Origin of the sequence: Streptomyces lacrimifluminis (assembly GCF_014646095.1) — a bacterium.
Taxonomy (GTDB): Bacteria; Actinomycetota; Actinomycetes; order Streptomycetales; family Streptomycetaceae; genus Streptomyces; species Streptomyces lacrimifluminis.
Map to the genome: position 1 here is coordinate 1 of NZ_BMMU01000047.1, position 19,677 is coordinate 19,677.

The window sequence follows — 19,677 nt, forward strand, 5'->3', positions numbered from 1 at the left end:
CAGAAAGCCGCGGCCGGGAGCACTGCCCGGCAGCACTGAACAGTGGGAACGCGACCGCCACTGGCACTCCTTCGACCGCACCACCGTCGAACACGCCCTCGCCGACCACAAACGCTGGAAGCAACTACTGCGCTGGACCCACCGACGCGACCGCCTGCCCGACACGTACCGCGCTATCGCCGGCCTCGTCTCCGACCGCACCGCTCAAGCCTGAACAGCGGTCCTCCAACGGACCAGCACGCCTCACCCACAATCACGCACCACCGCGTAAGGGGGTTTGGCGACGTGGGTGCGGACGTAGGCGGCCAGAACGTTGGCGATGGTGGGGTGGTCGCGGGTGGAGTCCTCCATGATGCGCTGCAGGGCGTAGATTTTGCCCAGACGGACGTCCATGGCGTCGTCGCCGAGGTTTTCCACGGCCCTGGTGCAGCGGTCGGTTATCTGCGCTTCTTGGGCGATGCTCATTTCCTGTCTGCTGATCTTCAACTGGTCGCGGACACAGCGGTGCGGGTGGCCTGGCGGCAGGACCCCGCTGCCGAGGGCAAATGCTTGCCGGGCAGTGGGAGGCACAGCAGGCCGCCATGAACCAGGCACTGCGGACGATTCTGAGCGTCCAAGGGTTCTGGATTGAAGACGGGCCCTTCGAGGAGGCACCGGTTGTTGTAGGTACGGCCCGTCCAACAAGGGTTTCCTGAAGCTGCGACTCCTTCTCCGACTTCTGGCCGAACACGGTGGGGCGATCAGCATCCCGAAAACGATGCCGGATGGGGGAGTCCGGAATGGGTCGCCTCCGGGCCAGCCCGTGTGGCATACGTGGACGGGCAAGACGCCAGTCCAGCCCTGGCGGGGGAGGGGCAGCGGAGACACCCCCGGAACATCTCCAGCGTCCACGTCACGTCGGTAAGAGTAGCTGTAGCCCACGCCGGAGCGGGTCCTGCGGCCAGCCTGGCGGCCCAGGGGCTTGTGGCCTCCACCGTCGGGGATGTTGCCGACCTTCTTGATGTCCACGTGCACCAACTCGCCCGGTGCGGACCGTTCGTAGCGGCGGATCACCCGTGCGGTGGCGCGGTCGAGATGAGCCAGACGGGCCAGTTTGTAGCGCGCCAGTATTCGGTGCACGGTGGAGGGGTTCAAGCGCAGCAGGTAGGCGATGCGGGCCGGTCCCAAGCGGCGCAGGACACGGACCTTGATGATCCGCCGCTCGGTGCGGTTCGGGGTCCGGCCCGGGCTGTGATGCGGTCTGGACGAGCGGTCGCTCATGCCCGCCGCGCCGAACTTGCGGTAGCGGTCCGCCCATCGCTGGGCCGTGGTCGGCGAGACCTGGAAGCGTTCGGCGGCCCGGCGCAGGGGCCAGCCGTCCTCGACCACGCAGCGGGCCAGACGCAGGCGTCCGGTCTCGGTCAGGGGTGCATTACGGTGGGGCACGAGGGCCTTTCTGTTGGTGTAGACATCGCAATCCACACCGAACCGGAAGGCCCTCACCTCTTCAAGATCCCCCCCCAGCCGAGATTTCCCTCACCAGTCCACAACCTCCCGAGACAGAACACCTAGCCAGGCGAGGTGACGGTTCACTCCGAGCCGCGCCGACGCCTGCGCCAAGAGTTGCCCGGCACAACCTCGGGCTGACCGTGTCCCTGCCCGCTCCTCCCGGGTTCGAGCTGGACACGGCCGAGTTCCGAGGCGGCGGACTCGCTCCTCCGCCCCTCCAACTGCCTCAAGGCCTCGCACACTCCGACGCGGCGCCCTCGTGCTGGTACCAGACGCTGTCCAGCTCACGGCCGTCCGGGAGGGTGTGGCGGGCCGGGCCGTGGGCCGGGACGAAGCCGGCGCGTTCCAGGGCGCGGCGGCACGCGAGGTTCGCCGTCGCCGTGCCCGCCCAAACCGTCGGCAGACCGGCGTGGCCATGGGCGAACTCCGCGCCCGCCAGGAACAGTTCAGCGCCGAGGCCCTGGCCTCGATGGTCAGGGGCGAGAATGCCGCCGATCTCACCCCTGTCGTGGTCGAGTTCGAGGTATCCGGCGTAGCGCCCGGTGTCGCGGCGTACACAGACCATGAACTCGGGCATCTCGGGACTGGGTTCGAAGGGCTCGGCCAGCTCGGGGTTGGACCTGATGAACCCACGCGGGGTGGCGCCGGTGGGGCCCAGGCGCAGCAAGGCCCGTCTGGTGTCGGCGTCCGGTACGACCTGGGCGGCCTGGTTCCCGTGCCAGCGCTGGGCTTCGGGGTCCGCGCCCGCAGCGATGGCCGCCAACGCGTCGAGCTGGGTCACCGGGGTGTAGAGCAGCAGGTGCCGGGTGGCCAGGGCGTGCCGGCCGGGCGTGCACGCGTCCGGGACCGGGAGGCCCGAGGCCGCCCGGCGACGTCGTAGGAGCGACCGAATCATGGAACCCCCCGTTGTATTCGTCCTGGTGTGTCCGGCCGAATGTACCGGGTGTGTGCATCGAGTCCGCGGCCGCCTACATGGACAGCGTCCACGGTTGGCGGAACCTCCCCCTCTACCGAGGCGATGACCCGTCGGAGGTCATCCCCCGCATTCTGCGCGCCGTCCACACGCACGCCGTGATCCTCCGGCATCCGCACCCTCAGAGCTGTCCGACGACATGGGCAAGGACGACGTCGTCCCCGACATCAGAGAACCGAGTGTCTCGTCTCGGACGATCTGGTCCATGTCTCAGGTGATCTGGTTGTCGGCGCCGGTTGAATCCTGGCTCAGTCAGGATTCAACCGCCACCGACAGAGGGAAGCCGGAATGAGTCTCATGGACATACGCCCCTGTCCCGCACAGGGCTCACACCAGCAGCCGAATCGAAGGAACCTCCGCATCCACCGCGATCTCCGTGTTGCAGCCTCCGCAGTACACACTCGTGGGACGTCGCACGTTCGTCTGGACCGAACCTTCGCTGGACGTCTCCTGGTGAGGGCAGTAGGTGCCGTAGTGCACGCGAACCCAATTGCTCAACGGCGTTGCGTCGACGCCCCGCTTGGCGTCTTTGAACGGCGCCCACCAGAAGTCCACCAGAGTCCGCAACGCCAGCCGGTCGTCCTGGCTTGTCACGTCGAACGCAGCGATCCGAGCCGCGGCGAAGTGCTGCTCGTTCCTGCCGCTCCAGCAGATGGCCCGCTCGGCCCCCCGCTCCAGAGCGTTGGTTCGTCCGACCCGCTCGCAGACGAAGCAATCCAAGTTCAGCTGGATCGTGGGTTTCCAGAACAACCGATCACGATGAACCTTCTCAAGCCCAGACAGAACCGCGGTGATCTCAAGGCTGCGCAACATCGCGCGATCGTCGCACAGCAGCTACAGCGACGCCGCGGGCACCCAGACCCGCAAAGGGCAGAGATGAAACCGCCACCACCGCAGCAGGTCGTTGCCGCACGACCGCAGTGTGGTTGCCGGGGTGTCCGCCGCGAGCAGGTCCTTGAAGTGCATGGCGACCGGCTCGACCCGCAGACCATGTCGATCGAGCAACTGGTACGGCTCCCAGACGTCTCCCGTCGCCAGCAGTCGACCGGATTGGGGCAGGGTGAAACTCCTCAGATCCCTCCCGGGACCGCTGTGATCAAGCATGCCGAGAAGCTGGCAGGGCAAGCGCTCTGACCTGCGAAAACGTCGAAGACAGTTCAGTCAACACGCCGCGGACTATCTCCGGACCGTACTGCCAGGTCGCCCGGCCGTTCCCGTCCCAGGTGAGTTCGAAGACCCCAGGAGCGCGGCGGACACCCTTCACGCGGAGGCCGGCGCGGAAGCGGCCGGTGCGTAGGTCGTCGACGAAGGCGGTGACGGTCTGGCGGAAGCGGCGGCGCTGTACGGGGGTGAGGCGGTCCAGGTCGGCGGTGAAGCGGGGCAGGGTCTCGTAGGCCGGCACGTCGGTCCTCCAGGCAGCAAGAAGCCCCCGGCGTTGCCGGGGGCGGAGAGTCGGTGACGTGGTGCGGGGAGAGGCGTCTTTGGCCGTCGGGTGGGGAAGCGGTACGTAGGTGTGCGTTGGCTGACGGTGGACGTCGTTTGCTGGCGGTTTTCGGCGTGTGTGAGGCGCGTGTGACGGGGTGCCGCGCAGTATTTGCATGGCCCTGGTGGTGTCCGCCGGGCGGGCACGGTGTCGCCGCGGGCGCCCGCTGTACGGGATCGGCCGTGAAGTTCCGGTGAACTCTCCCGCCGCACGGGATCGCGCTTTTGTACAGGTCAGAGTCGGTGTCTGCTGTGGGGATGCTGAGTGTCGCGAAGGTGCAGAGGCGTAATGCGTGGCGGTACTACGTGCGCGGAGTCGGGTTCGGGGACGGCCGCCGTCCGGTCGGCCAGTCGTTGAAGGACGCCCAGGTGAAGGCTGGCCTCCCGCCCGGGAGGTGGTTGGGGCGCGGCCTGGACGCGCTCGGGCTCACCGAGGGCGCGGAGGCGTCCGAGCGGCAGATGGCGTTGATGTTCGGACAGGGCCGGCACCCGGACGCCGACCGCATCGAGCGCGGCCTCTTGGGCGACGGAGCCGACCCCGCCACGGCACGGCTGGTCACCGTGCTAGGTGTTCTGTCCACGGAGGTTGGTGACAGCGATCACTGGAGGGTGATCTTGAACGAATGAGGGCCTTCCGGGTTCGGTGTGGATTGCGACGTCTACACACGAACGATCAGAAGGCCCTCATGCCCCACCGTAATGCACCCCTGACCGAGACCGGCCGCCTGCGTCTGGCCCGCTGCGTCGTCGAGGACCGATGGCCGCTGCGGCGGGCCGCGGAACGGTTTCAGGTATCGGTCACCACCGCTGCCCGCTGGGCGGGGCGTTATCGCCGGCTCGGCGAGGCGGGCATGGCCGACCGCTCCTCCCGCCCGCACCACAGCCCGCGCCGGACCCCGACACGCACCGAGCGCAGGATCATCAAGGTCCGCGTCCTGCGCCGCTGGGGACCGGCCCGCATCGCCTACCTCCTCGGGCTGAACCCGGCCACCGTCCACCGCGTCCTGACCCGCTACTGCCTGTCCCGCCTCTCCCACCTGGACCGCGCCACAGGCCGGGCCGTCCGCCGCTACGAACATCCGGCACCCGGCGACCTCGTCCACGTCGACATCAAGAAACTCGGCAACATCCCCGACGGCGGCGGCCACAAAGTCCTCGGCCGTCAGGCAGGCCGCAAGAACCGCGCCAACGCCGGCGTGAGCTACCTGCACAACGCCGTCGACGACCACTCCCGCCTGGCCTACAGCGAGATACTCGCCGACGAGAAGAAGGAGACCGCCACCGCGTTCTGGCAGCGGGCCCACAGCTACTTCGCCTCCTGCGGGATCACCGTGCGGCGAGTCCTGACCGACAACGGCTCCTGCTACAAGTCGTTCCTCTGGCGCGACGCCCTCACCGCAGCCGGGATCACCCACAAACGAACCCGGCCCTACAGGCCCCAGACCAACGGCAAAGTGGAACGCTTCAACCGCACCCTGCTCGACGAATGGGCCTACGCGAAGCCCTACCGAACCGAGAGCGAACGGCGTGACGCCTACCCGCTGGCTACACACCTACAATCACCACCGCGGACACACCGCGCTCAAGGGCCATCCACCCGCCAGCCGCGTCCCCAACCTCACGGGTCAATACAGCTAGGGCAGCCGATCGAGGAGATCGAGGCGCGTAAGCAGACGCCTCTGCTCGCGCTCGACTTCACCTTCCGGCCGCAGGCGTCCCTGATCGTGTTGTGGGCGCTGGGAGACGCCAGGACGCGCCCAGTCATCGAGCGGGCGCACGAGCGGGCCATCGCCAAGGTGCTGCGCCGGCTGGAGGATGAGGTCGCGGAGACCCGGTGGTCCTCGGGCCGCGGGCGCGCGAAGACGCTGGCCCTTGGTCGTTGCGGCGTTCCGTCACTTCGACAACCGGGACGGGTTCCCGCTCCTGCACGACCACTGCCTGATCCTCAACCGCGTGCAGCGCAGGGGCGAGGACGGCGAGCCGGTGTGGGGCCCTGGACACCCGCCGTCTCTACCGGCATGTGGTGGCGGCCGGGACGCTCTACACCCTCACGATGACGACCGAGGTGTGTGAGGAGCTGGGGCTGGCGATGGTGCCCCGGGAGGTGACGGCGGGCCTGCGCCCGGTGATGGAGATAGCCGGTGTCGACGAGGTGCTCATCGACTGGTCCTCCACTCGCCGTCAGCGGATCGAGGACGTCCTGGAGGGCCTCACCTAAACGTTCGCGCACAAGAACGGGCGGCTGCCCGGCGAGCGCGCCCGCCACGGCCTGGCCTGGCAGGCGGCGCAGGACACCCGCCCCGAGAAGAAGACCCCCGCGCCCGGTGAAGCAACTGGTCGCATGGTGACAGGCGTCCGCGCTCCTCACGTTCGGCCAGCAGATGGTCTACGGGCTCCTTCAGCGCTGCCGCACGGCGGGGGCGGCGATCCGGGCCCGGGTGGATCCGCACGTGGACGCCGTACTCGCCGCTGTCGATGTCGCCGCGGTCGTCTTCACCGTCCGCGGTAAATGCGCCCGCCGCCATGTCCTGGCCGAAGCTCGCCGGCATCTGCTGGAGACGCTGCGCGGCCAGGAGTTCACGCGCGGCCTGGACGACTACATCTCAGGCCGTGCCCTGTCCGACCGCTCCCGTCAGTCCACCGTTCCCCAGCCCGGCCACCGGATCCCGGCCACCGGATCCCGGCCACCGGATCCCGGCCACCGGATCCCGGCCACCGGACCCCGGCCGCCGACCTGATCACTTACACCGCCAACTTCGACTGGCCCGACCGCTGGTGGATCGCCGGTGCCGACGGCAAGCCGCCGCGCGAGTCGAGCCGGTACGAGCGGGCCCAGGTCGCCAGCCTCGCCGTGCAGAACGCCATCCGCGCCGCCCGCACCCCGCTCGCCGCCGCGCAGGACGACGCCCCGGCCGCGACCGCGTCGGCCGCCGCATACACCGACGACCACCACCACGACCAGACGTCGGACGCGCCGCACGCCGTCGACCGCCCCGGCCGGGACGCCGCGCTCACCCCGGCACAGCAAGCCGCCGCCATCCAAGCCCACCAGCAGGCCGCGATGCCGCAGGAGTACCTGGAGGGCCTTACGACCGACCCGGCGACATGGATGCGCACACCGGAGAACCTGGACCGGCTCGCCGCCTTCACGCGCGTGGCCAACGCCCGCCGCCGCGTCCTCGAGGACGGGGAGCTCCCGGCCCCGGCCTCCGACCCGGTGGACCGGCGACGCCAGGAGCACGAGCAGCACCAGCAGCCCGGACCGGGCCAAGGCCAGGGCCTCCAGCCGTGACGTGGCGCGGACCGTCCGGCGGGACGGAAGACGAAGTCACCGCGCCAGACGCCGGGACGCGATCGGCCGCCCGCCCCCGGGCCCGCAGGGAAAGGCGAGGGTGTGAACGACCGATCCCCTTGAGCACGGAGGCCCCGATGGTTGTCCCGACCCTGCCGTACCTCTCGCCGGAGCGCCTGGAGCATCTCCAGCAGCTCGCGGACGCGTCCCGGCTGCGCGCGGCCCTGTACCCGTCGCCGAAGCCGCCGCCCATCCGGCGCCGCTCCCGCTCCCGGCAGTACCCCGGTGGCCGGCCGAACCCGTGGCGCACCGCGCGCCTGCGCCGCCGCCGGGGCTGAGCGGCCACGGTGGACTCCATCGCGCTCCCGGCCGAGGATCGGAAGTGACCGTGTGAGAGGGGACGCGGTGGGGCACAAGACGCTACACGCGCGGGCGGCGCGGGTTCTCCTTGGCCGACAGCAGCCCGAGGACGGCGTGCTCCTGGTGGTGGGCGTGCCAGCGCTCCGCCAGGGTCCGGTCGGTGAACAGGGCCAGTCCCCGCGCCGTCTCGCCGGTCAGGTCGACGGCATCGAAGCCGCCGGCGGCCTGGACGAACTTCATCGCGATGTCGTGGAAGCGCGGGCCGCTGAAGTAGGAGACGTGTACGTCGGCGGGGGCCAGGGGCTGGCCGCTCTCGTCGGACACGAGCGTGTGGGACGCCTTGCGGGACTCGTAGTAGGTGTTGACCTGCGGCTGGATCTCGGTGCGCATCGCGGCCAGCACGCGCTGCCGGTGTGTGGGTGGGTCCAGGCATTTCTGGTACGAGAAGACGACCTTGCTGCCGTCGGCCAGGACCGCCTCCGGGCCCTTGTGGTGACCGCGCGGGGTGGCGATGACCCGGAAGCGGTCCACCCCCGGGCCGACCTTCTCCGCCGCGTCGGGGTGCATGTCCAGCAGTAACAGGTCGTCGTCCTTCTGGTCGACGGCCTGCCCGAGGCCGTAGCGGCCCAGGATTGCCTGCACCGCCTCCTGTCGGGCCTTCTTCGTCGCGTAGCGGCGCGAGCCGATCCAGACCTCGGGCACCTTCAGCTCCTCTGCCCAGCGGGAGACGGGAGCGCTCACGCTAGAGCACATCTCCCGGTCCTGACGGAGCTTCACCTTGCTGTCAGCCCGCCGGGGAGATGGAGGCGATCGTGATGCCGCAGGAGTACTTCGAGGGCCGCACGATGGACCCCGGGACGTGGATGACCTCGCCGCAGAACCTCGCTGGCTTCGAACGATTCCTCGGGCCCCAGAGGAACGAGTCCTCTGGCCCAGATCAGCGATGTTCGGGGCCTGGTGTGAACGAGTCGATTGGCCCCACCTGAGCCCGAGCCCGTAAGGAGCTGTGTTGGGCCCTGACATGGCAAGTGGAATCGGCTTCCGGTACAGGCCAGGGGGCTTGTCGTGGGCCGGCCGACGCGGCTGGCCCAGGCCCGCGACCGGCTTTCACCTCTCCAGTCGTCGACCGGTCCCCGGGCACGGGAAACAGTGGTGCGACCACCTCCGGTGACCCATCCACCTGCCTACTCCCCTGATGACCGGACCCTCGAATGACAGGCTCAGTCCGCGACCGCCCGCTCCCCAGCCGGGCGCCTGCGCCACGCGCGCTCGGTGAGCGACGGCGGCTGCCAGGCACCGTCGGCCTGATAGAGATCGGCGCCAGGAGCCACGATGTTGTCGATACGGTTGAGCACGCCGTCGTCGAGCAGCAGGTCAGTTCCCTTCAGCAGCGAGGCGAGGTGGTCCATGGTGCGCGGACCGATGATCACGGACGTGACGGCCGGGTGTGCCAACGGAAAGGCGACGGCCAGTTCCGGCAGGGTGCAGCCCACCTCCTCAGCGAGAGTGACGAGTTGCTCGACGGCAGCGAGCTTCGCGGCGTTGCCCGGGACGGCAGGGTCGAAGCGGTGCGGAGTGTGCTTGGCGCGGCCGGTGGTGAGGTCCACGGGTCGGCCCTCGCGGTAGGTGCCGGACAGAAATCCCGAGGCGAGCGGTGACCAGGTCAGCACTCCCATGCCCAGGCGCTGCGCGGTGGGCAGCACGGACCGTTCGATGCCGCGCGCGAGAATCGAGTACGGCGGCTGCTCCGTGCGCAGCCGCATCAGTCCGCGCCGCTCCGCCACGTGGTGAGCCTCGACGAGGTCCTCGGCGGGGAACGTGGAGCAGCCGAACATCCGGATCTTGCCTGCCCTGACCAGGTCGCTGAGGACGGACAGCGTCTCTTCGATGTCGGTGGTGTGGTCAGGACGGTGCACCTGGTAGAGGTCGATCCAGTCCGTGTCCAGGCGCCGCAGACTGTCCTCGACGGCCTTGAGGATCCAGCGGCGCGAATTGCCGCTGCGGTTGCGTCCCTCCCCCAGCGGAAAGTGCACCTTCGTGGCGAGCACGACGTCGTCGCGTCTGCCTTTGAGCGCCTTGCCGACGATCTCCTCGCATTCGCCGGCCGAGTACATGTCCGCGGTGTCCACGAAGTTGATGCCGGCGTCGAGCGCAGCGTGGATGATGCGTGCGCTGTCCTCGTGGTCGGGGTTGCCGACGGCACCGAACATCATGGTGCCAAGGCAGTGGGTGCTGACCTCGATGCCGGTCTTACCAAGGACTCGATAGCGCATACCGGTGCTCCGTCGCAGGCGGGGGCGGGTTGGAAGCGTCACCCTAGGACTTGGAGTGCACTTGAGGGCAAGGGCCCGGGTAGGTTCAGCGGGCCGCGTTGTCAGTGGCGCCCGAGACGGTCGCCACCACCCTCGCAGCAGCTGCCGGAAGATCCTTACCCTGCCGTTCGGTTGGCCGTCTATCGACGCGGCTCTCGGAAGCGCAACGGTGCTCCCACCGCAAGACCACCCGTGGGGGCCACTTCTGACGAACATTCATGTCGCGATCACCCCCCCCTGGGGCCACCGGACTCGTTCCTCTGGGGCCAGCGAAGCTGTTCAGAGCCACCTCGCCCGGATCGCCGCGCTCACCCACGGGCGGCAGAGGCCCGCGTCCACACGGCCGAAGGTCCTGCGCCGACACCCCCGGCGGTGAGTGCCTGGCACTTCACCACCAGGAGCAGCAGCCGGTTGCGCAACGGACGCTGCACCATGCAGGCCGGGAAGGGTGCAAGGGACTGCAACGTGCAGTCGGTATCTGCTTTGGTAGCCGGGATATCCCACCCGGCCGAGCCGGTAACTGTTCGACGGTCGGCCCGTTAAGTCGATCATGAAGAAGTTCACGATCACCACGACAATCGCCGTCGCTCTCACACTCACCCTGTCGGGAATCGCCCATGGGCACGAGTCGGCCGTCGGAGAGCCGGCCCCGCAGGTACAGGAACTGGTCGGACAGGGGTCGGGTGACTGCCCGAGCATGAGCCTGTGCCTCTATGAGGACCACGACCTCAACAAGGACAAGTCCGCCAGGATCTGGGTCTTCCCCATCACTGACGCCCGTACGGACTACTCCTTGCGCGGTCACGCCGCATGGGACCAGCCCTCCTCGGGGTATATGAAGGCCCCCAACCTGGGCTGGTCCGCTCTTCTGTTCCCCGACGGCACGTGCGGCTTCGAGGGAGATCGGGAAGCGGAAGCCATCTCCTTCAGGGCCAACGATCCGTACAACTCCCTCAACGGCCACTACGGCCGGGCGAAGCGGTACGGCTACTTCAGTAAGAACGGCAAATGGACCGAGACGAAGCGGTGGGGTGTCACCCAACAGACACTGAACCTCAACGACCGGGCCGGCTGCGCCGCCGTCGGAGAGTTCAAGAACGTGCGCGACCTGTACCCCTACGTCGACGGCGACATGTAAGCGCCTGACGCCGTCGCGATCTTGCTTCCTGCGGGCGGCGACGTGGGCGGGTACCACCCGGATCCCTGGTCGTGACCAAGATCCCCGACAGCGTCAGGCACTGAGTGCGGGACATCCCGGCATCCGGTGCGCGCACCGACGATGTCGTGCGCTCGCCGTGCACTGCGCCGCGGAACATCGGGTGCGCACGGCCAGCCGCGCCGCGCGCACCGGCCCGCGCGTCGACGATGTCGCGCACTCCGCCCGGACCTACCGGTGCGCACCCCTTGTCCAAAGAGGCCGCGCCGGATGCGCATCCCTTGTCGAGTTGGGAATCAACCCTTGTCGGGGTCGAAGATGCCGACGTTTTCCCTAGACCACGTTCGCTACCGTCCACAGCGTCCCCTTTTGCGTGCGCGATGCTGTGCACCGAGGGGAGAACTCTCCCTCCCTCACCCGTCCTTGGGCCCTTTACGCTGGGTGAACCGATGCGCGGTGCGGTGCGCACCCCGCACCACGATGCGCACCGCCCGGCGGGAGTGCACGGCATCGTGCGCACCGGGTGTCGCGCCGCGCGCACGCGGTGTGCACCAGGGCCTGTGTGATGTCGTGATCAATCGGCTGCTGGGCGGAGAGCTGGGGAGTCTCCTTCGAGAAACTCAACAGGGAAGCAATTGCAGAGGATCGCCCATCAGCGGCTGGTTCGCCGGTTCCTGCTCGCTGCGGTCCGCCTTCCACGATCCGCCGCATCGACCCCGATGCTGGACGGGTCACCGCGCAGCCCACGGACCGGACCAACACGCAGCACAGTCTGAGTCGAAGTCCCCTGGGCCAAGATGTCCTTGGAGGCACACTCTGGGCTTTCCGCGGTGACGGGCAGGGCCCATGATGGCGGCATGGCTGCCAGCGAAGACGTGCTCTGGGACGCGGACGACAAGAGCATGCAGATGGTTCCGCGGCTCCGGCGCATCGGGGTGACGGCTGGCTGCCTCGGCTTCCTCGGCCTGGCGCTGTGGACAGACTCGGACGCCACATGGGTCCTCTACGCAGGTGCCTTCTACCTACTCGGGGAGATCGCGTACTGGGCGTGGGACCGACGGCGTCTGGTCGAGGCGCGCATCGTCCCGGGCGAAGCCGACGGCCCTGCCAGACTCCGCCTCCGCCGCGTCGGCGGACAGATCACCGAACACGACCCCCACCACGTAGTCCGCGTCGTCCTCATCCACGACAACGTGCACGACCTGGCAAAACTCCGCCTGAGCCTGCACGGCAGGCAGCTCCTCTTCGGACGCCCGGGCCGCCCCCCGGGCCTCACGACATGGCGCCATACATGCCCGAAAGCCAAAGTCAGCAACAGAGCCGCCCAATGGGGCATGCCAGGAATCCCCGACTAGGGCCTGCGTGATGCCGTGATCAACCAGTGGCCTTCAGCAGGTCGTTGATCCAGATCATCGAGGCGCGGAGGTGAAGGCCGGCGAGGTAGTTCTCGGGCGTCTTGTCGTATCGAGTCGCGATGCCCCGCCGGGCCTTCAGCTTGTTGATCAGGGGCTCGACGGTGTTCCGTTCCTTGTGGAGACCGGCGTCGTGACCTGTGGGCCGGCCGCCCCGGCTGCCTTTCCTCTTCCGCTTGGCAGCCTGGTCCTTCTTCTCCGGGATGACTGCTTTGATGTTGCGTTTGCGCAAATAGGTGCGGTTAGCGCGGGATGAGTAGGCCTAATAGGCACGTGGTTGGTCGTTTGGCCAGTCCTGGCAGGGGCCGGCGAGACGTCTGGGATGTATGCAGCACCGCCGGCTCCAGGTGGCCTCGTCCGTGAGCCATGTGCAGGGCATCGACGACCAGGTCGGCGGGGTGGTGGTCGGCCATCGCATAGCCGACGACCTCGCGGGTGGCCAGGTCCAGCCAGCAGGCCAGGTAGAGCCAGCCCTCGTCGGTGGGCAGGTAGGTGATGTCTCCGACCAGGCGCGTTCCGGGCCGGGCGGCGGTGAAGTCACGGCCGATCAGGTCCGCCGCGGGCCGCGCCTGTTTGTCCGGTCGGGTCTGCGAGCGGTGCCGGCGGCGGGTAATCCCGGCGATACCGCGTTGGCGCATCAGCCTCTCGACCCGCTTGCGGTTCACGCCGTGACCCAGCCGCCGCAGCTCGGCGTGAACGCGCGGGACACCGTAGGCGCCCCGCGAGGCGGGATGGACCACGGTGATCTCGTGAACGAGAGCCTCGTCGGCCCGCAGACGCGCGCCCCGGGCGTCCTGCCCCTGAGTCCAGGCGTAGTAGGTGGAGCGCAGCACACCGAGGATGCGGCACAGCAGCGTGACCGGGTAGGTGGCCTTCTCCGCCGCGATGAACCGGTAGAGCTCGCTCACCGGTCGCTCTCCCGCGCGAAGAAGGCCGTCGCTTTTTTCAGGACCTCGATGGTCTTCTGCTGTTCGAGGTTCTGCCGGCGCAGGCGGCGGAGCTCCTCGTGCTCGGCACTGGTCAGGTCGCCCGGGCCTCCTTCACCACGGTCGGCCTTGTCCTGCTTGACCCAGCTTCGCAGGCCCTCGGGACTCACGCCCAGGTCCCGAGCAACCTCGGTGACCGTCTTGCCGGAGGACCGGGCCAACGCCACGGCGTCCCGCTTGAACTCCTCCGAATACCGCTTGCCCTGCTTGTTGCTCACCTGGCTCTACTTCCTCTGGAACCTCACGTCCCAGTCTCCAGGTGTCCAAGTCCACGGGGAAGCTTCACATCGAGCTTCACATCGAGCTTCACATCGAGCCCGCGCAGCAACGCCAGCAGATCCGCTTCACTCTCCGTCATGCGGTCATCTTCACGCGACAGCCATACGCGGAGGGGTTCGGGGCACCACAACGCTCACCGTTCCCCGACTTCACCCATTCAAGTTCAATAGCATTTGCATGCTGAAGTCCTATATGGAGCAGTATTCGTTCATGGAGAATCCTGCATGTGACGGGACACCGTCGGCGGAGGGGATTTTGTCTGGACCTGAGGTCGTCTTTACGGCGGACTTCGCGTCTACCCGTCAATGGGTGGCAGGGCGTTCGTGGGCATATCCGAACGGCGGACCGGTCAACCCCGGCGACAACAAACTGGATCACCTGACGGCGGACCCCGCGTACAGCCGCTCGGGCACCTTCCGTGCCAGCCTCCGCAAGGACGGCCGGTGGGACACGGGCCTGCTCACCACCGAGGGGAGCGAGGAGGGTTTCACCGTCAGTGCGGGGGATGTGCTCGATGCGCGGGTCAGGTTGCCGTACGAGGCCGGGGCCTGGCCGGCCATCTGGACCTGGCGGGACGGCGACCAGGAGATCGATGTTTTCGAGTACCACCCCGACAACCCCGACCTTCTGGAGCTGACCAACCACGTCCGCGGCGGCAGCCTCTACTACCGCGACGCCGCTATCGGCCCGGGCGCGTGGGTCGACCTTCGCGTTGAGTTCGGCTCGAGGTCCGTGATCTGGTGGGTGAACGGCAGCCGGGTGTTCGCCGACCGTCGGGGCGTGGGGCGTGCCTGGCACGCCTACCTCATCGTCAACCTGTCGGTGTGCGCGGGCCGTTATCACCCGCCACCGGCTCCCCACGTCAAGGAGATGTCGTACGAGGTCCAGCACCTCGTGGTGCGGCGGCCAGCCGCGCTTATGGAGGCACTGCCCGACGAGTCCGAGGCGATGGCCGACCGCGATGGACCGTGAGCCTGCGGGAGGCGGGGATATTCCGCAGGCCAGAAGCGACGAACGAGGGGACCTGTTACTCACTTTCGGGTGACGGTCCCCGCGGTGCCGGGGTGGCGTGGTGTGGCGGCCGCAGGGTCTGGACCCGCTTCTGCACGGGGGCGGGATCGTGCTGGGTCGTCAACGTGGGGCGTCAGTGGCATACGTGGATGAGGCAGGTGAGAGTCACAGGAATATGGGCAACCAGTAACACAGTCCATGTTTTCTACCCAACTCCAGTACGGGGTGGACAGAGTGTGGGTGTGCGGCCAGTCCGGCCGCCACCCGCACACCGCACCGACTCCCGCGGCGGCCGTGAGACCGCTGGCGGGGGAGTGGTGCCTGTATTTTCTGGGGACTTCTTGTCCGCTTCTGCTTCTGTCACCGGCCCGTCGTCTGGCCGCTGCCGTGCTTGCTGCCGGTGCTCTGGTCTCGGTGGCGGCGCTGCCGGCGTCCGCTGCCGACCACGTCCGTCCGCAGCGTCCGAAGGTGGAGATCTTGGCGGTCCAGTACGACTCCCCGGGACGTGACGACCGTTCCAACCGGTCGCTGAACAAGGAGTGGGTGGACCTCACCAACACCACCCGCAACACGGTCAACCTCGACGGCTGGACCCTCACGGACCAGGCCGGCCACACCTACACTTTCGACCAATACCGGCTGGCCGGCCGCACGACGGTCCGTATCCACGCCGGTGAGGGCCGCGACACCCGCAGCGACCTCTACCAGGACCGCCGCCACTACGTGTGGAACAACGACCACGACACCTGCGCAACGACCGTGGCCGCTTCTCGATGACGAGTCCAGGGGCCGCGACCGCGACCACCGCCATGGTGACGCCCGCCGCTGACACCACCACCACGCGGGCGGCTGAGCATGCACCCGCCCCCGCCTGTGAGACGACGGCGCGCCCGGCCCACGATGGCCCGGCGCGTCGCTGGCGTTTGGTGTGACGCTCACGGGGCCGACGGGCCGGCCCTGTGGCCGGCCCGAACCATGTCCCAACTGGTTGATGGCGAGGTGTCGCTGCCGCCTTCGAAACCCCGTCACCCCGCCTTGACCAGCTGATCAGCACCTCCCGCACGCCGGGGGAACCTCAAACTGGGCAGCCCTCACGCCAGAACCAGGTTCCGTTGCCATGCTGCGAACGCCCCTCCCTGGGATGGCCCGTACACCAGTCCGGGCCGCACCCTTGCTTTCCGGTCCCGGGAACGGTTCTGACTCCCGGCTCACGGCAGATTCCCTGCTCGCTGCCCACGCCGGTAATCAACTCCGTTTGTGTCATTGACATCTCACTCGGAAGTCCTACCGTTGGGAGCGCTCCCATGACAGCCTTGCAAACTGGAAGGAGTCCCCCCACATGCGCAAACAGAGTCCGTTAGCCGGGCGTTCGTGGTCGTCCCTCCGCCGGCCTCTCCAGGCGCTCGCCATGCTGTTCGCCGTGGTTGTCGGCGCACTCACCTGGTCGGCTCCCGCCCAGGCTCACGGCACCGTCGTCGGCCCAGCTTCCCGCGCGTACCAGTGCTGGAAGACGTGGGGCAGCAACCACACGAACCCGGCCATGCAGACCGAAGACCCCATGTGTTGGCAGGCCTTCCAGGCCAACCCCGACACCATGTGGAACTGGATGAGCGCGCTCCGCGACGGCCTCGGTGGCCAGTTCCAGGCGCGGACCCCCGACGGGACGCTCTGCAGCAACAACCTCTCGAGGAACGCCAGCCTGAACAAGCCCGGGCAGTGGAAGACCACCACCGTCGGCAACAACTTCTCGGTCCACCTGTACGACCAGGCGTCCCACGGTGCCGACTACTTCAAGGTCTACGTGAGCAAGCAGGGCTTCAACCCCAAGACCCAGACCCTGGGCTGGAGCAACCTCGACTTCATCACGCAGACCGGACGCTTCGCCCCGGCGCAGAACATCACGTTCCCCGTCCAGACCTCCGGCTACACCGGACACCACATCCTGTTCGTGATCTGGCAGGCCTCGCACCTCGACCAGGCCTACATGTGGTGCAGCGACGTGAACTTCGGCTGAGCCGGGGAGCGGCGGCTGTGTCCGGACACCATAACTTCCGGTGTCCGGACACAGCCGCCGCTCCCAGACCGCCGTCATCCGTCGTACTCCCTGGCTCCGGCGACGACGGATGTCCTTCTGGCCGCCTCTAGTGCGCTTCCGCGTGATGTGCCGCTTCAAACTGCTCGGCTGACAGCCCCTGACCGCCGAGTGGGTTCGCCGGGTGGGCCTGCGGTGGTCATGCTGGGAAGCATGACCACCGCGCCGATCGTCATACACCCGGCCTCCCGCACGGGCGGCCGGAGAGTCACGGTGCATTCCGGGGGGGGGCGGGACGAGATCCTCGGCACCGCCTACAGCGATCACGATCTGGTGGTGTTCCTCGAGGGTGCGGGCGTTCAGGATCCCGACAGCATCCTGGACGACGACCGGTGGTTTGATTGGAGCGGTGGCCACGCGCACCAGTGGAGTGCCGCCTGAGCACCTGTACTGATCTGCGGTCTGTGCGCAGGCCCTGTGGCCGTTGCCCCTGGACTGCAGATCCTCGGCCTGGGCCGTGGTGAGCCAGGGCAGACGGGAGCGCAAGGTCTCGGCTTCGTGCTGCGCTTGGTCGCGTCCGGCGTGGAGGAGGAGGTAGCCCTCGACCTCGTTGTCCAGCCCGGAGCCCGGCCGGTCCGGCGGGCCGGAGGACCGGCCGGAGATCACTGCTGTTTGCCTTCGTGGCTTCGGCGTCCAGGACGTCGCGTTTGCCGGTGTCCTCGCGCTGGTCGAGTTTCGCCAGTTCCGGGTGGTGCAGGTCGAAGGCGGGGGATTCTGAGCGAATGCGGGGCAGGGTGGTGAAGTTGTGGCGCGGGGGAGGGCAGGAGGTGGCCCCCTCCAGGGAACGGCCGTACCCCCAGGGGTCGTCGACCTCGACCCGCTCGCCGTGCTTGGCGGTCTTCCACACGTTGTAGAGAAACGGCAGGGTGGACAGGCCCAGCAGAAACGCGCCGATGGAGGAGACGGTGTTGAGGGCGGTGAAGCCGTCGGCGGCCAGGTAGTCGGCGTGCCGGCGGGGCATGCCCTCGGCGCCGAGCCAGTGCTGGATCAGGAACGTGGTGTGGAAGCCGACGAAGAGGGTCCAGAAGTGGATCTTCTCCAGACGGTGGTCGAGCATGGTGCCGGTCATCTTCGGCCACCAGAAGCTGAACCCGCCGAACATCGCGAAGACGATCGCTCCCGCCTGGCGGGACCTACCGCTGATCGGCCTTTTCTTGCGGGTCACAGCCGTGTGGCGTGGTCTGCATGACAGTGGATATCAAGATCGTCCGGTCCGGTCAGATGTACCGCTACTACCTGCGCGAGACCGTTGTCGGTGACGGTCGGCGCCCGGCCCGCACGCCGCTGCGCGAGGCCCAGGAACAAGCCGGTGTCCCGGCCGGGCGATGGATGGGCCGCGGCCTGGCCGTGCTCGGACTCGCGCCGGGAGAGGAAGTCACCGAGAGCCAGCTGCGGAACCTCTTCGGCGAGCGGGGCCGGCACCCGTACGCGGACCGGATCGAGGCCGACCTGCTCGCCAAGGACGAGTCCCCGACCTCCTGTGGGCGTTGGGGGATGAGGAGACCCGTCTAGTGATCGAGGCCGCGCACGATCGGGCGATCGAGCGAGTGCTGGAGTGGATCGAGGACGAGGTGGCGGTGATCCGGTACGGAAAGGACGGCATCTACCGGGTGCGGCCGCCCGGCGGCCTGGTCGCCGCCAGCTTCCGCCACTACGAGGCGCGCTCCGGGATGCCCTTGCTCCATGACCATCTGCTTCTGTCCGTGAAGGGGCAGCGCCTGGACGGGAAGTGGGGGTCGATCCACGCCCTGGCCCTGCACGAGAACACCGTGGCCGCCTCCGCGCTCTACAACGAGCTCGTGGCCGCGGAGGTCTGTGAGGTGCTGGGGCTGGCGACCGAGCCGCGCACCGTCACCCGGAGCGCCGGCCTGTGATGGAGATTGCCGGGGTGCCGCACGAGCTGATCCGCTGGACCTCCCGGCGCAGCGACCAGATCGCCGCCTGCCTGGCAGAGCTTGAGCACGAGTACGTCACCGCCGTCGACGACAACGGCGAGCTGAAGTTCCTGCCCGTGGTCTCCGAACGGGCCCGCGCCAAGCTGAACCAGATGGCCGCCCGCAAGACCCGCCCGCCCAAGCAGAAGACCCAGCCGCTCGCGCAGCTGCGCGCGTGGTGGAAGACGAGCGCGATCCTCACCTCCGGGGTGGCCGTCGACATCATCAACTCCCTCCTCGAGTACGCCCGTGCCGCGGCTGCCGCGATCCGGGCCCGGGTCGCCGCCGTGGTCGACGTCGCCCTGGCGGCCGTCGACGTCGCCGCGACGGTGTTCGTGATGAACGAAGGTGGCCGCTTCCACCGCCGGCACCTGCTCGCCGAAGCCCGCCGCCACCTCGCTCTCGTCCTGCGCGGCCGCCGCCGCGACCCCGGCCTGGACGACCAGATGCCATCTCCACCCACTGCCTGGACATCAGCGAGCCGAAGACCGTGCGCGGCCTGGAGGTCGACTACCGCCTCTACACCGCCCGGTGGTCCCTGTCCGCCCTCCCCGCCCGGCGCCGCCCACCCGCCGTGCCCGATCCGGACCGGCGACCCCCGGCCGATCCCGGCGAGCCGGCTGCGCCCCGGCCCCCGGGCCAGGAAGCGGGGGAGTGGGAGATACCCCGCGTTCCGCTGCAGTACGAGCGAGCTGTCCTCGCCGGTGCGGTGGTGCGGGAGCAGCTGTTCACCACCACCACCGCACGGGGCCGGGCGTACGACGTCGTCGCGCACCAGCAGGCGGCGATGCCCGAGCAACTGCTCACGCCTGCGGCCGCCGACTCGGAGCGCCACGACCAGGAGCCGGAGGCCGGACGCCGATCGACCTGACGGCGCTGCGGGCCCTCTGGGAGTCCCGC

General features: G+C 68.6%; 23 protein-coding genes and 7 pseudogenes. 19 read left to right on the top strand and 11 right to left on the bottom strand.

Annotated features, from left to right (window positions below):
• A pseudogene (locus IEY89_RS37025) lies at positions 1–214 on the top strand (transposase); the annotation flags it as partial.
• Positions 215–933: 719 nt separating this feature from the next.
• Here the strand turns inward: IEY89_RS37025 and IEY89_RS37030 are convergent.
• The 5 genes and pseudogenes from IEY89_RS37030 to IEY89_RS37050 form a co-directional block, all read right to left on the bottom strand.
• Positions 934–1,425: pseudogene (locus IEY89_RS37030) on the bottom strand (helix-turn-helix domain-containing protein); the annotation flags it as partial.
• A 289-nt stretch (positions 1,426–1,714) separates the two neighbouring features.
• Complete coding sequence (locus IEY89_RS37035) at positions 1,715–2,383, bottom strand: GNAT family N-acetyltransferase (RefSeq protein WP_189151943.1); 669 nt, start codon at positions 2,381–2,383, stop codon at positions 1,715–1,717.
• A 405-nt stretch (positions 2,384–2,788) separates the two neighbouring features.
• Positions 2,789–3,274 carry a hypothetical protein gene (locus IEY89_RS37040; RefSeq protein WP_189151944.1) on the bottom strand — a complete coding sequence of 162 codons (486 nt, stop codon included), beginning with the start codon at positions 3,272–3,274 and terminating at the stop codon, positions 2,789–2,791.
• Positions 3,275–3,295: 21 nt separating this feature from the next.
• Positions 3,296–3,565, bottom strand: a complete 270-nt coding sequence (locus tag IEY89_RS37045; protein ID WP_189151945.1) for a hypothetical protein — start codon at positions 3,563–3,565, stop codon at positions 3,296–3,298.
• Entirely contained in the window at positions 3,558–3,863 is a 306-nt protein-coding gene (locus tag IEY89_RS37050) for a hypothetical protein (RefSeq protein WP_229695641.1), read from the bottom strand. The genes IEY89_RS37045 and IEY89_RS37050 overlap by 8 nt, the downstream gene beginning before the upstream one ends.
• A gap of 338 nt (positions 3,864–4,201) precedes the next feature.
• On the opposite strand from IEY89_RS37050, the gene IEY89_RS37055 reads away from it, so the two are divergent.
• The 8 genes and pseudogenes from IEY89_RS37055 (at position 4,202) to IEY89_RS37085 (ending at position 7,573) form a co-directional block, all read left to right on the top strand.
• Positions 4,202–4,570, top strand: coding sequence for a relaxase domain-containing protein (locus tag IEY89_RS37055; RefSeq protein WP_229695642.1), 369 nt, complete (start codon positions 4,202–4,204; stop codon positions 4,568–4,570).
• A gap of 59 nt (positions 4,571–4,629) precedes the next feature.
• Positions 4,630–5,581, top strand: a pseudogene (locus IEY89_RS37060) (IS481 family transposase).
• Positions 5,485–5,733: pseudogene (locus IEY89_RS42110) on the top strand (hypothetical protein); the annotation flags it as partial. The pseudogenes IEY89_RS37060 and IEY89_RS42110, both read left to right, overlap by 97 nt.
• A gap of 25 nt (positions 5,734–5,758) precedes the next feature.
• A complete protein-coding gene (locus IEY89_RS41595; RefSeq protein WP_268240789.1) occupies positions 5,759–6,016 on the top strand; it encodes a relaxase domain-containing protein in 258 nt (85 codons plus the stop codon).
• Positions 5,967–6,161: a relaxase domain-containing protein gene (locus IEY89_RS41600; protein WP_268240790.1), complete on the top strand. Its 195-nt coding sequence runs from the start codon at positions 5,967–5,969 to the stop codon at positions 6,159–6,161. Before IEY89_RS41595 ends, IEY89_RS41600 begins: the two co-directional genes overlap by 50 nt.
• Positions 6,162–6,324: 163 nt before the next feature.
• Entirely contained in the window at positions 6,325–6,681 is a 357-nt protein-coding gene (locus IEY89_RS37075; protein WP_189151947.1) for a hypothetical protein, read from the top strand.
• A gap of 113 nt (positions 6,682–6,794) precedes the next feature.
• A complete protein-coding gene (locus IEY89_RS41255; RefSeq protein ID WP_229695643.1) occupies positions 6,795–7,235 on the top strand; it encodes a hypothetical protein in 441 nt (146 codons plus the stop codon).
• Positions 7,236–7,372: 137 nt separating this feature from the next.
• A complete protein-coding gene (locus tag IEY89_RS37085; RefSeq protein ID WP_189151948.1) occupies positions 7,373–7,573 on the top strand; it encodes a hypothetical protein in 201 nt (66 codons plus the stop codon).
• Positions 7,574–7,655: 82 nt separating this feature from the next.
• Here IEY89_RS37085 and IEY89_RS37090 read toward each other — a convergent pair whose 3' ends face one another.
• Together IEY89_RS37090 and IEY89_RS37095 are read right to left on the bottom strand one after the other, a co-directional pair.
• Positions 7,656–8,336 carry a DUF3223 domain-containing protein gene (locus tag IEY89_RS37090; protein ID WP_229695644.1) on the bottom strand — a complete coding sequence of 227 codons (681 nt, stop codon included), beginning with the start codon at positions 8,334–8,336 and terminating at the stop codon, positions 7,656–7,658.
• Positions 8,337–8,815: 479 nt separating this feature from the next.
• On the bottom strand, positions 8,816–9,868 hold the full coding sequence (locus IEY89_RS37095; RefSeq protein WP_189151949.1) for an aldo/keto reductase: 1,053 nt from the start codon (positions 9,866–9,868) through the stop codon (positions 8,816–8,818).
• Between the two features lie 589 nt (positions 9,869–10,457).
• Between IEY89_RS37095 and IEY89_RS37100 the strand changes: the two genes are divergently transcribed.
• Both IEY89_RS37100 and IEY89_RS37105 read left to right on the top strand, forming a co-directional pair.
• On the top strand, positions 10,458–11,045 hold the full coding sequence (locus tag IEY89_RS37100; protein WP_189151950.1) for a hypothetical protein: 588 nt from the start codon (positions 10,458–10,460) through the stop codon (positions 11,043–11,045).
• 875 nt (positions 11,046–11,920) lie between these two features.
• Positions 11,921–12,418, top strand: coding sequence for a hypothetical protein (locus tag IEY89_RS37105; protein ID WP_189151951.1), 498 nt, complete (start codon positions 11,921–11,923; stop codon positions 12,416–12,418).
• A 19-nt stretch (positions 12,419–12,437) separates the two neighbouring features.
• Here the strand turns inward: IEY89_RS37105 and IEY89_RS37110 are convergent.
• From IEY89_RS37110 to IEY89_RS37120, 3 genes and pseudogenes are all read right to left on the bottom strand, one after another.
• Positions 12,438–12,737 (bottom strand): annotated as a pseudogene (locus IEY89_RS37110) (transposase); the annotation flags it as partial.
• A complete protein-coding gene (locus IEY89_RS37115; RefSeq protein ID WP_189151952.1) occupies positions 12,718–13,383 on the bottom strand; it encodes an IS3 family transposase in 666 nt (221 codons plus the stop codon). The gene IEY89_RS37115 and the pseudogene IEY89_RS37110, both read right to left, overlap by 20 nt.
• Positions 13,380–13,679, bottom strand: a complete 300-nt coding sequence (locus tag IEY89_RS37120; RefSeq protein WP_189151953.1) for a transposase — start codon at positions 13,677–13,679, stop codon at positions 13,380–13,382. Before IEY89_RS37120 ends, IEY89_RS37115 begins: the two co-directional genes overlap by 4 nt.
• A 370-nt stretch (positions 13,680–14,049) precedes the next feature.
• Here IEY89_RS37120 and IEY89_RS37125 point away from each other — a divergent pair, with 370 nt between their 5' ends.
• The 4 genes from IEY89_RS37125 to IEY89_RS37140 all read left to right on the top strand — a co-directional run bounded on the left by IEY89_RS37125 (position 14,050) and on the right by IEY89_RS37140 (position 17,224).
• Complete coding sequence (locus tag IEY89_RS37125; protein ID WP_189151954.1) at positions 14,050–14,712, top strand: LamG domain-containing protein; 663 nt, start codon at positions 14,050–14,052, stop codon at positions 14,710–14,712.
• Between the two features lie 426 nt (positions 14,713–15,138).
• Positions 15,139–15,528 (top strand): lamin tail domain-containing protein, encoded by a 390-nt coding sequence (locus IEY89_RS37130; RefSeq protein WP_373287340.1) that lies wholly within the window; start codon positions 15,139–15,141, stop codon positions 15,526–15,528.
• Between the two features lie 562 nt (positions 15,529–16,090).
• On the top strand, positions 16,091–16,765 hold the full coding sequence (locus IEY89_RS37135) for a lytic polysaccharide monooxygenase auxiliary activity family 9 protein (protein ID WP_486389069.1): 675 nt from the start codon (positions 16,091–16,093) through the stop codon (positions 16,763–16,765).
• Positions 16,766–16,996: 231 nt separating this feature from the next.
• A complete protein-coding gene (locus IEY89_RS37140; RefSeq protein ID WP_189151955.1) occupies positions 16,997–17,224 on the top strand; it encodes a hypothetical protein in 228 nt (75 codons plus the stop codon).
• Positions 17,225–17,474: 250 nt separating this feature from the next.
• Here the strand turns inward: IEY89_RS37140 and IEY89_RS37145 are convergent.
• Positions 17,475–17,963, bottom strand: a pseudogene (locus IEY89_RS37145) (cbb3-type cytochrome c oxidase subunit I); the annotation flags it as partial.
• A 65-nt stretch (positions 17,964–18,028) separates the two neighbouring features.
• Here IEY89_RS37145 and IEY89_RS37150 point away from each other — a divergent pair.
• The 4 genes and pseudogenes from IEY89_RS37150 to IEY89_RS41265 all read left to right on the top strand — a co-directional run bounded on the left by IEY89_RS37150 (position 18,029) and on the right by IEY89_RS41265 (position 19,648).
• Entirely contained in the window at positions 18,029–18,355 is a 327-nt protein-coding gene (locus IEY89_RS37150; protein WP_189151956.1) for a relaxase domain-containing protein, read from the top strand.
• Positions 18,355–18,717 carry a relaxase domain-containing protein gene (locus IEY89_RS37155; protein ID WP_189151957.1) on the top strand — a complete coding sequence of 121 codons (363 nt, stop codon included), beginning with the start codon at positions 18,355–18,357 and terminating at the stop codon, positions 18,715–18,717. The genes IEY89_RS37150 and IEY89_RS37155 overlap by 1 nt, the downstream gene beginning before the upstream one ends.
• Positions 18,717–18,911: pseudogene (locus tag IEY89_RS42115) on the top strand (hypothetical protein); the annotation flags it as partial. The gene IEY89_RS37155 and the pseudogene IEY89_RS42115, both read left to right, overlap by 1 nt.
• Before the next feature lie 356 nt (positions 18,912–19,267).
• Positions 19,268–19,648 (top strand): hypothetical protein, encoded by a 381-nt coding sequence (locus tag IEY89_RS41265; RefSeq protein ID WP_229695646.1) that lies wholly within the window; start codon positions 19,268–19,270, stop codon positions 19,646–19,648.
• Positions 19,649–19,677: the final 29 nt, after the last annotated feature.

Bases quoted from the DNA above. Each gene is read 5' to 3' on its own strand.
- IEY89_RS37035 (WP_189151943.1), bottom strand. From the start codon at position 2,383: ATGATTCGGTCGCTCCTACGACGTCGCCGGGCGGCCTCGGGCCTCCCG.
- IEY89_RS37040 (WP_189151944.1), bottom strand. From the start codon at position 3,274: ATGTTGCGCAGCCTTGAGATCACCGCGGTTCTGTCTGGGCTTGAGAAG.
- IEY89_RS37045 (WP_189151945.1), bottom strand. From the start codon at position 3,565: ATGCTTGATCACAGCGGTCCCGGGAGGGATCTGAGGAGTTTCACCCTG.
- IEY89_RS37055 (WP_229695642.1), top strand. From the start codon at position 4,202: ATGCTGAGTGTCGCGAAGGTGCAGAGGCGTAATGCGTGGCGGTACTAC.
- IEY89_RS41595 (WP_268240789.1), top strand. From the start codon at position 5,759: ATGAGGTCGCGGAGACCCGGTGGTCCTCGGGCCGCGGGCGCGCGAAGA.
- IEY89_RS37075 (WP_189151947.1), top strand. From the start codon at position 6,325: ATGGTCTACGGGCTCCTTCAGCGCTGCCGCACGGCGGGGGCGGCGATC.
- IEY89_RS37085 (WP_189151948.1), top strand. From the start codon at position 7,373: ATGGTTGTCCCGACCCTGCCGTACCTCTCGCCGGAGCGCCTGGAGCAT.
- IEY89_RS37095 (WP_189151949.1), bottom strand. From the start codon at position 9,868: ATGCGCTATCGAGTCCTTGGTAAGACCGGCATCGAGGTCAGCACCCAC.
- IEY89_RS37100 (WP_189151950.1), top strand. From the start codon at position 10,458: ATGAAGAAGTTCACGATCACCACGACAATCGCCGTCGCTCTCACACTC.
- IEY89_RS37105 (WP_189151951.1), top strand. From the start codon at position 11,921: ATGGCTGCCAGCGAAGACGTGCTCTGGGACGCGGACGACAAGAGCATG.
- IEY89_RS37135 (WP_486389069.1), top strand. From the start codon at position 16,091: ATGCGCAAACAGAGTCCGTTAGCCGGGCGTTCGTGGTCGTCCCTCCGC.
- IEY89_RS37140 (WP_189151955.1), top strand. From the start codon at position 16,997: ATGACCACCGCGCCGATCGTCATACACCCGGCCTCCCGCACGGGCGGC.
- IEY89_RS37150 (WP_189151956.1), top strand. From the start codon at position 18,029: ATGACAGTGGATATCAAGATCGTCCGGTCCGGTCAGATGTACCGCTAC.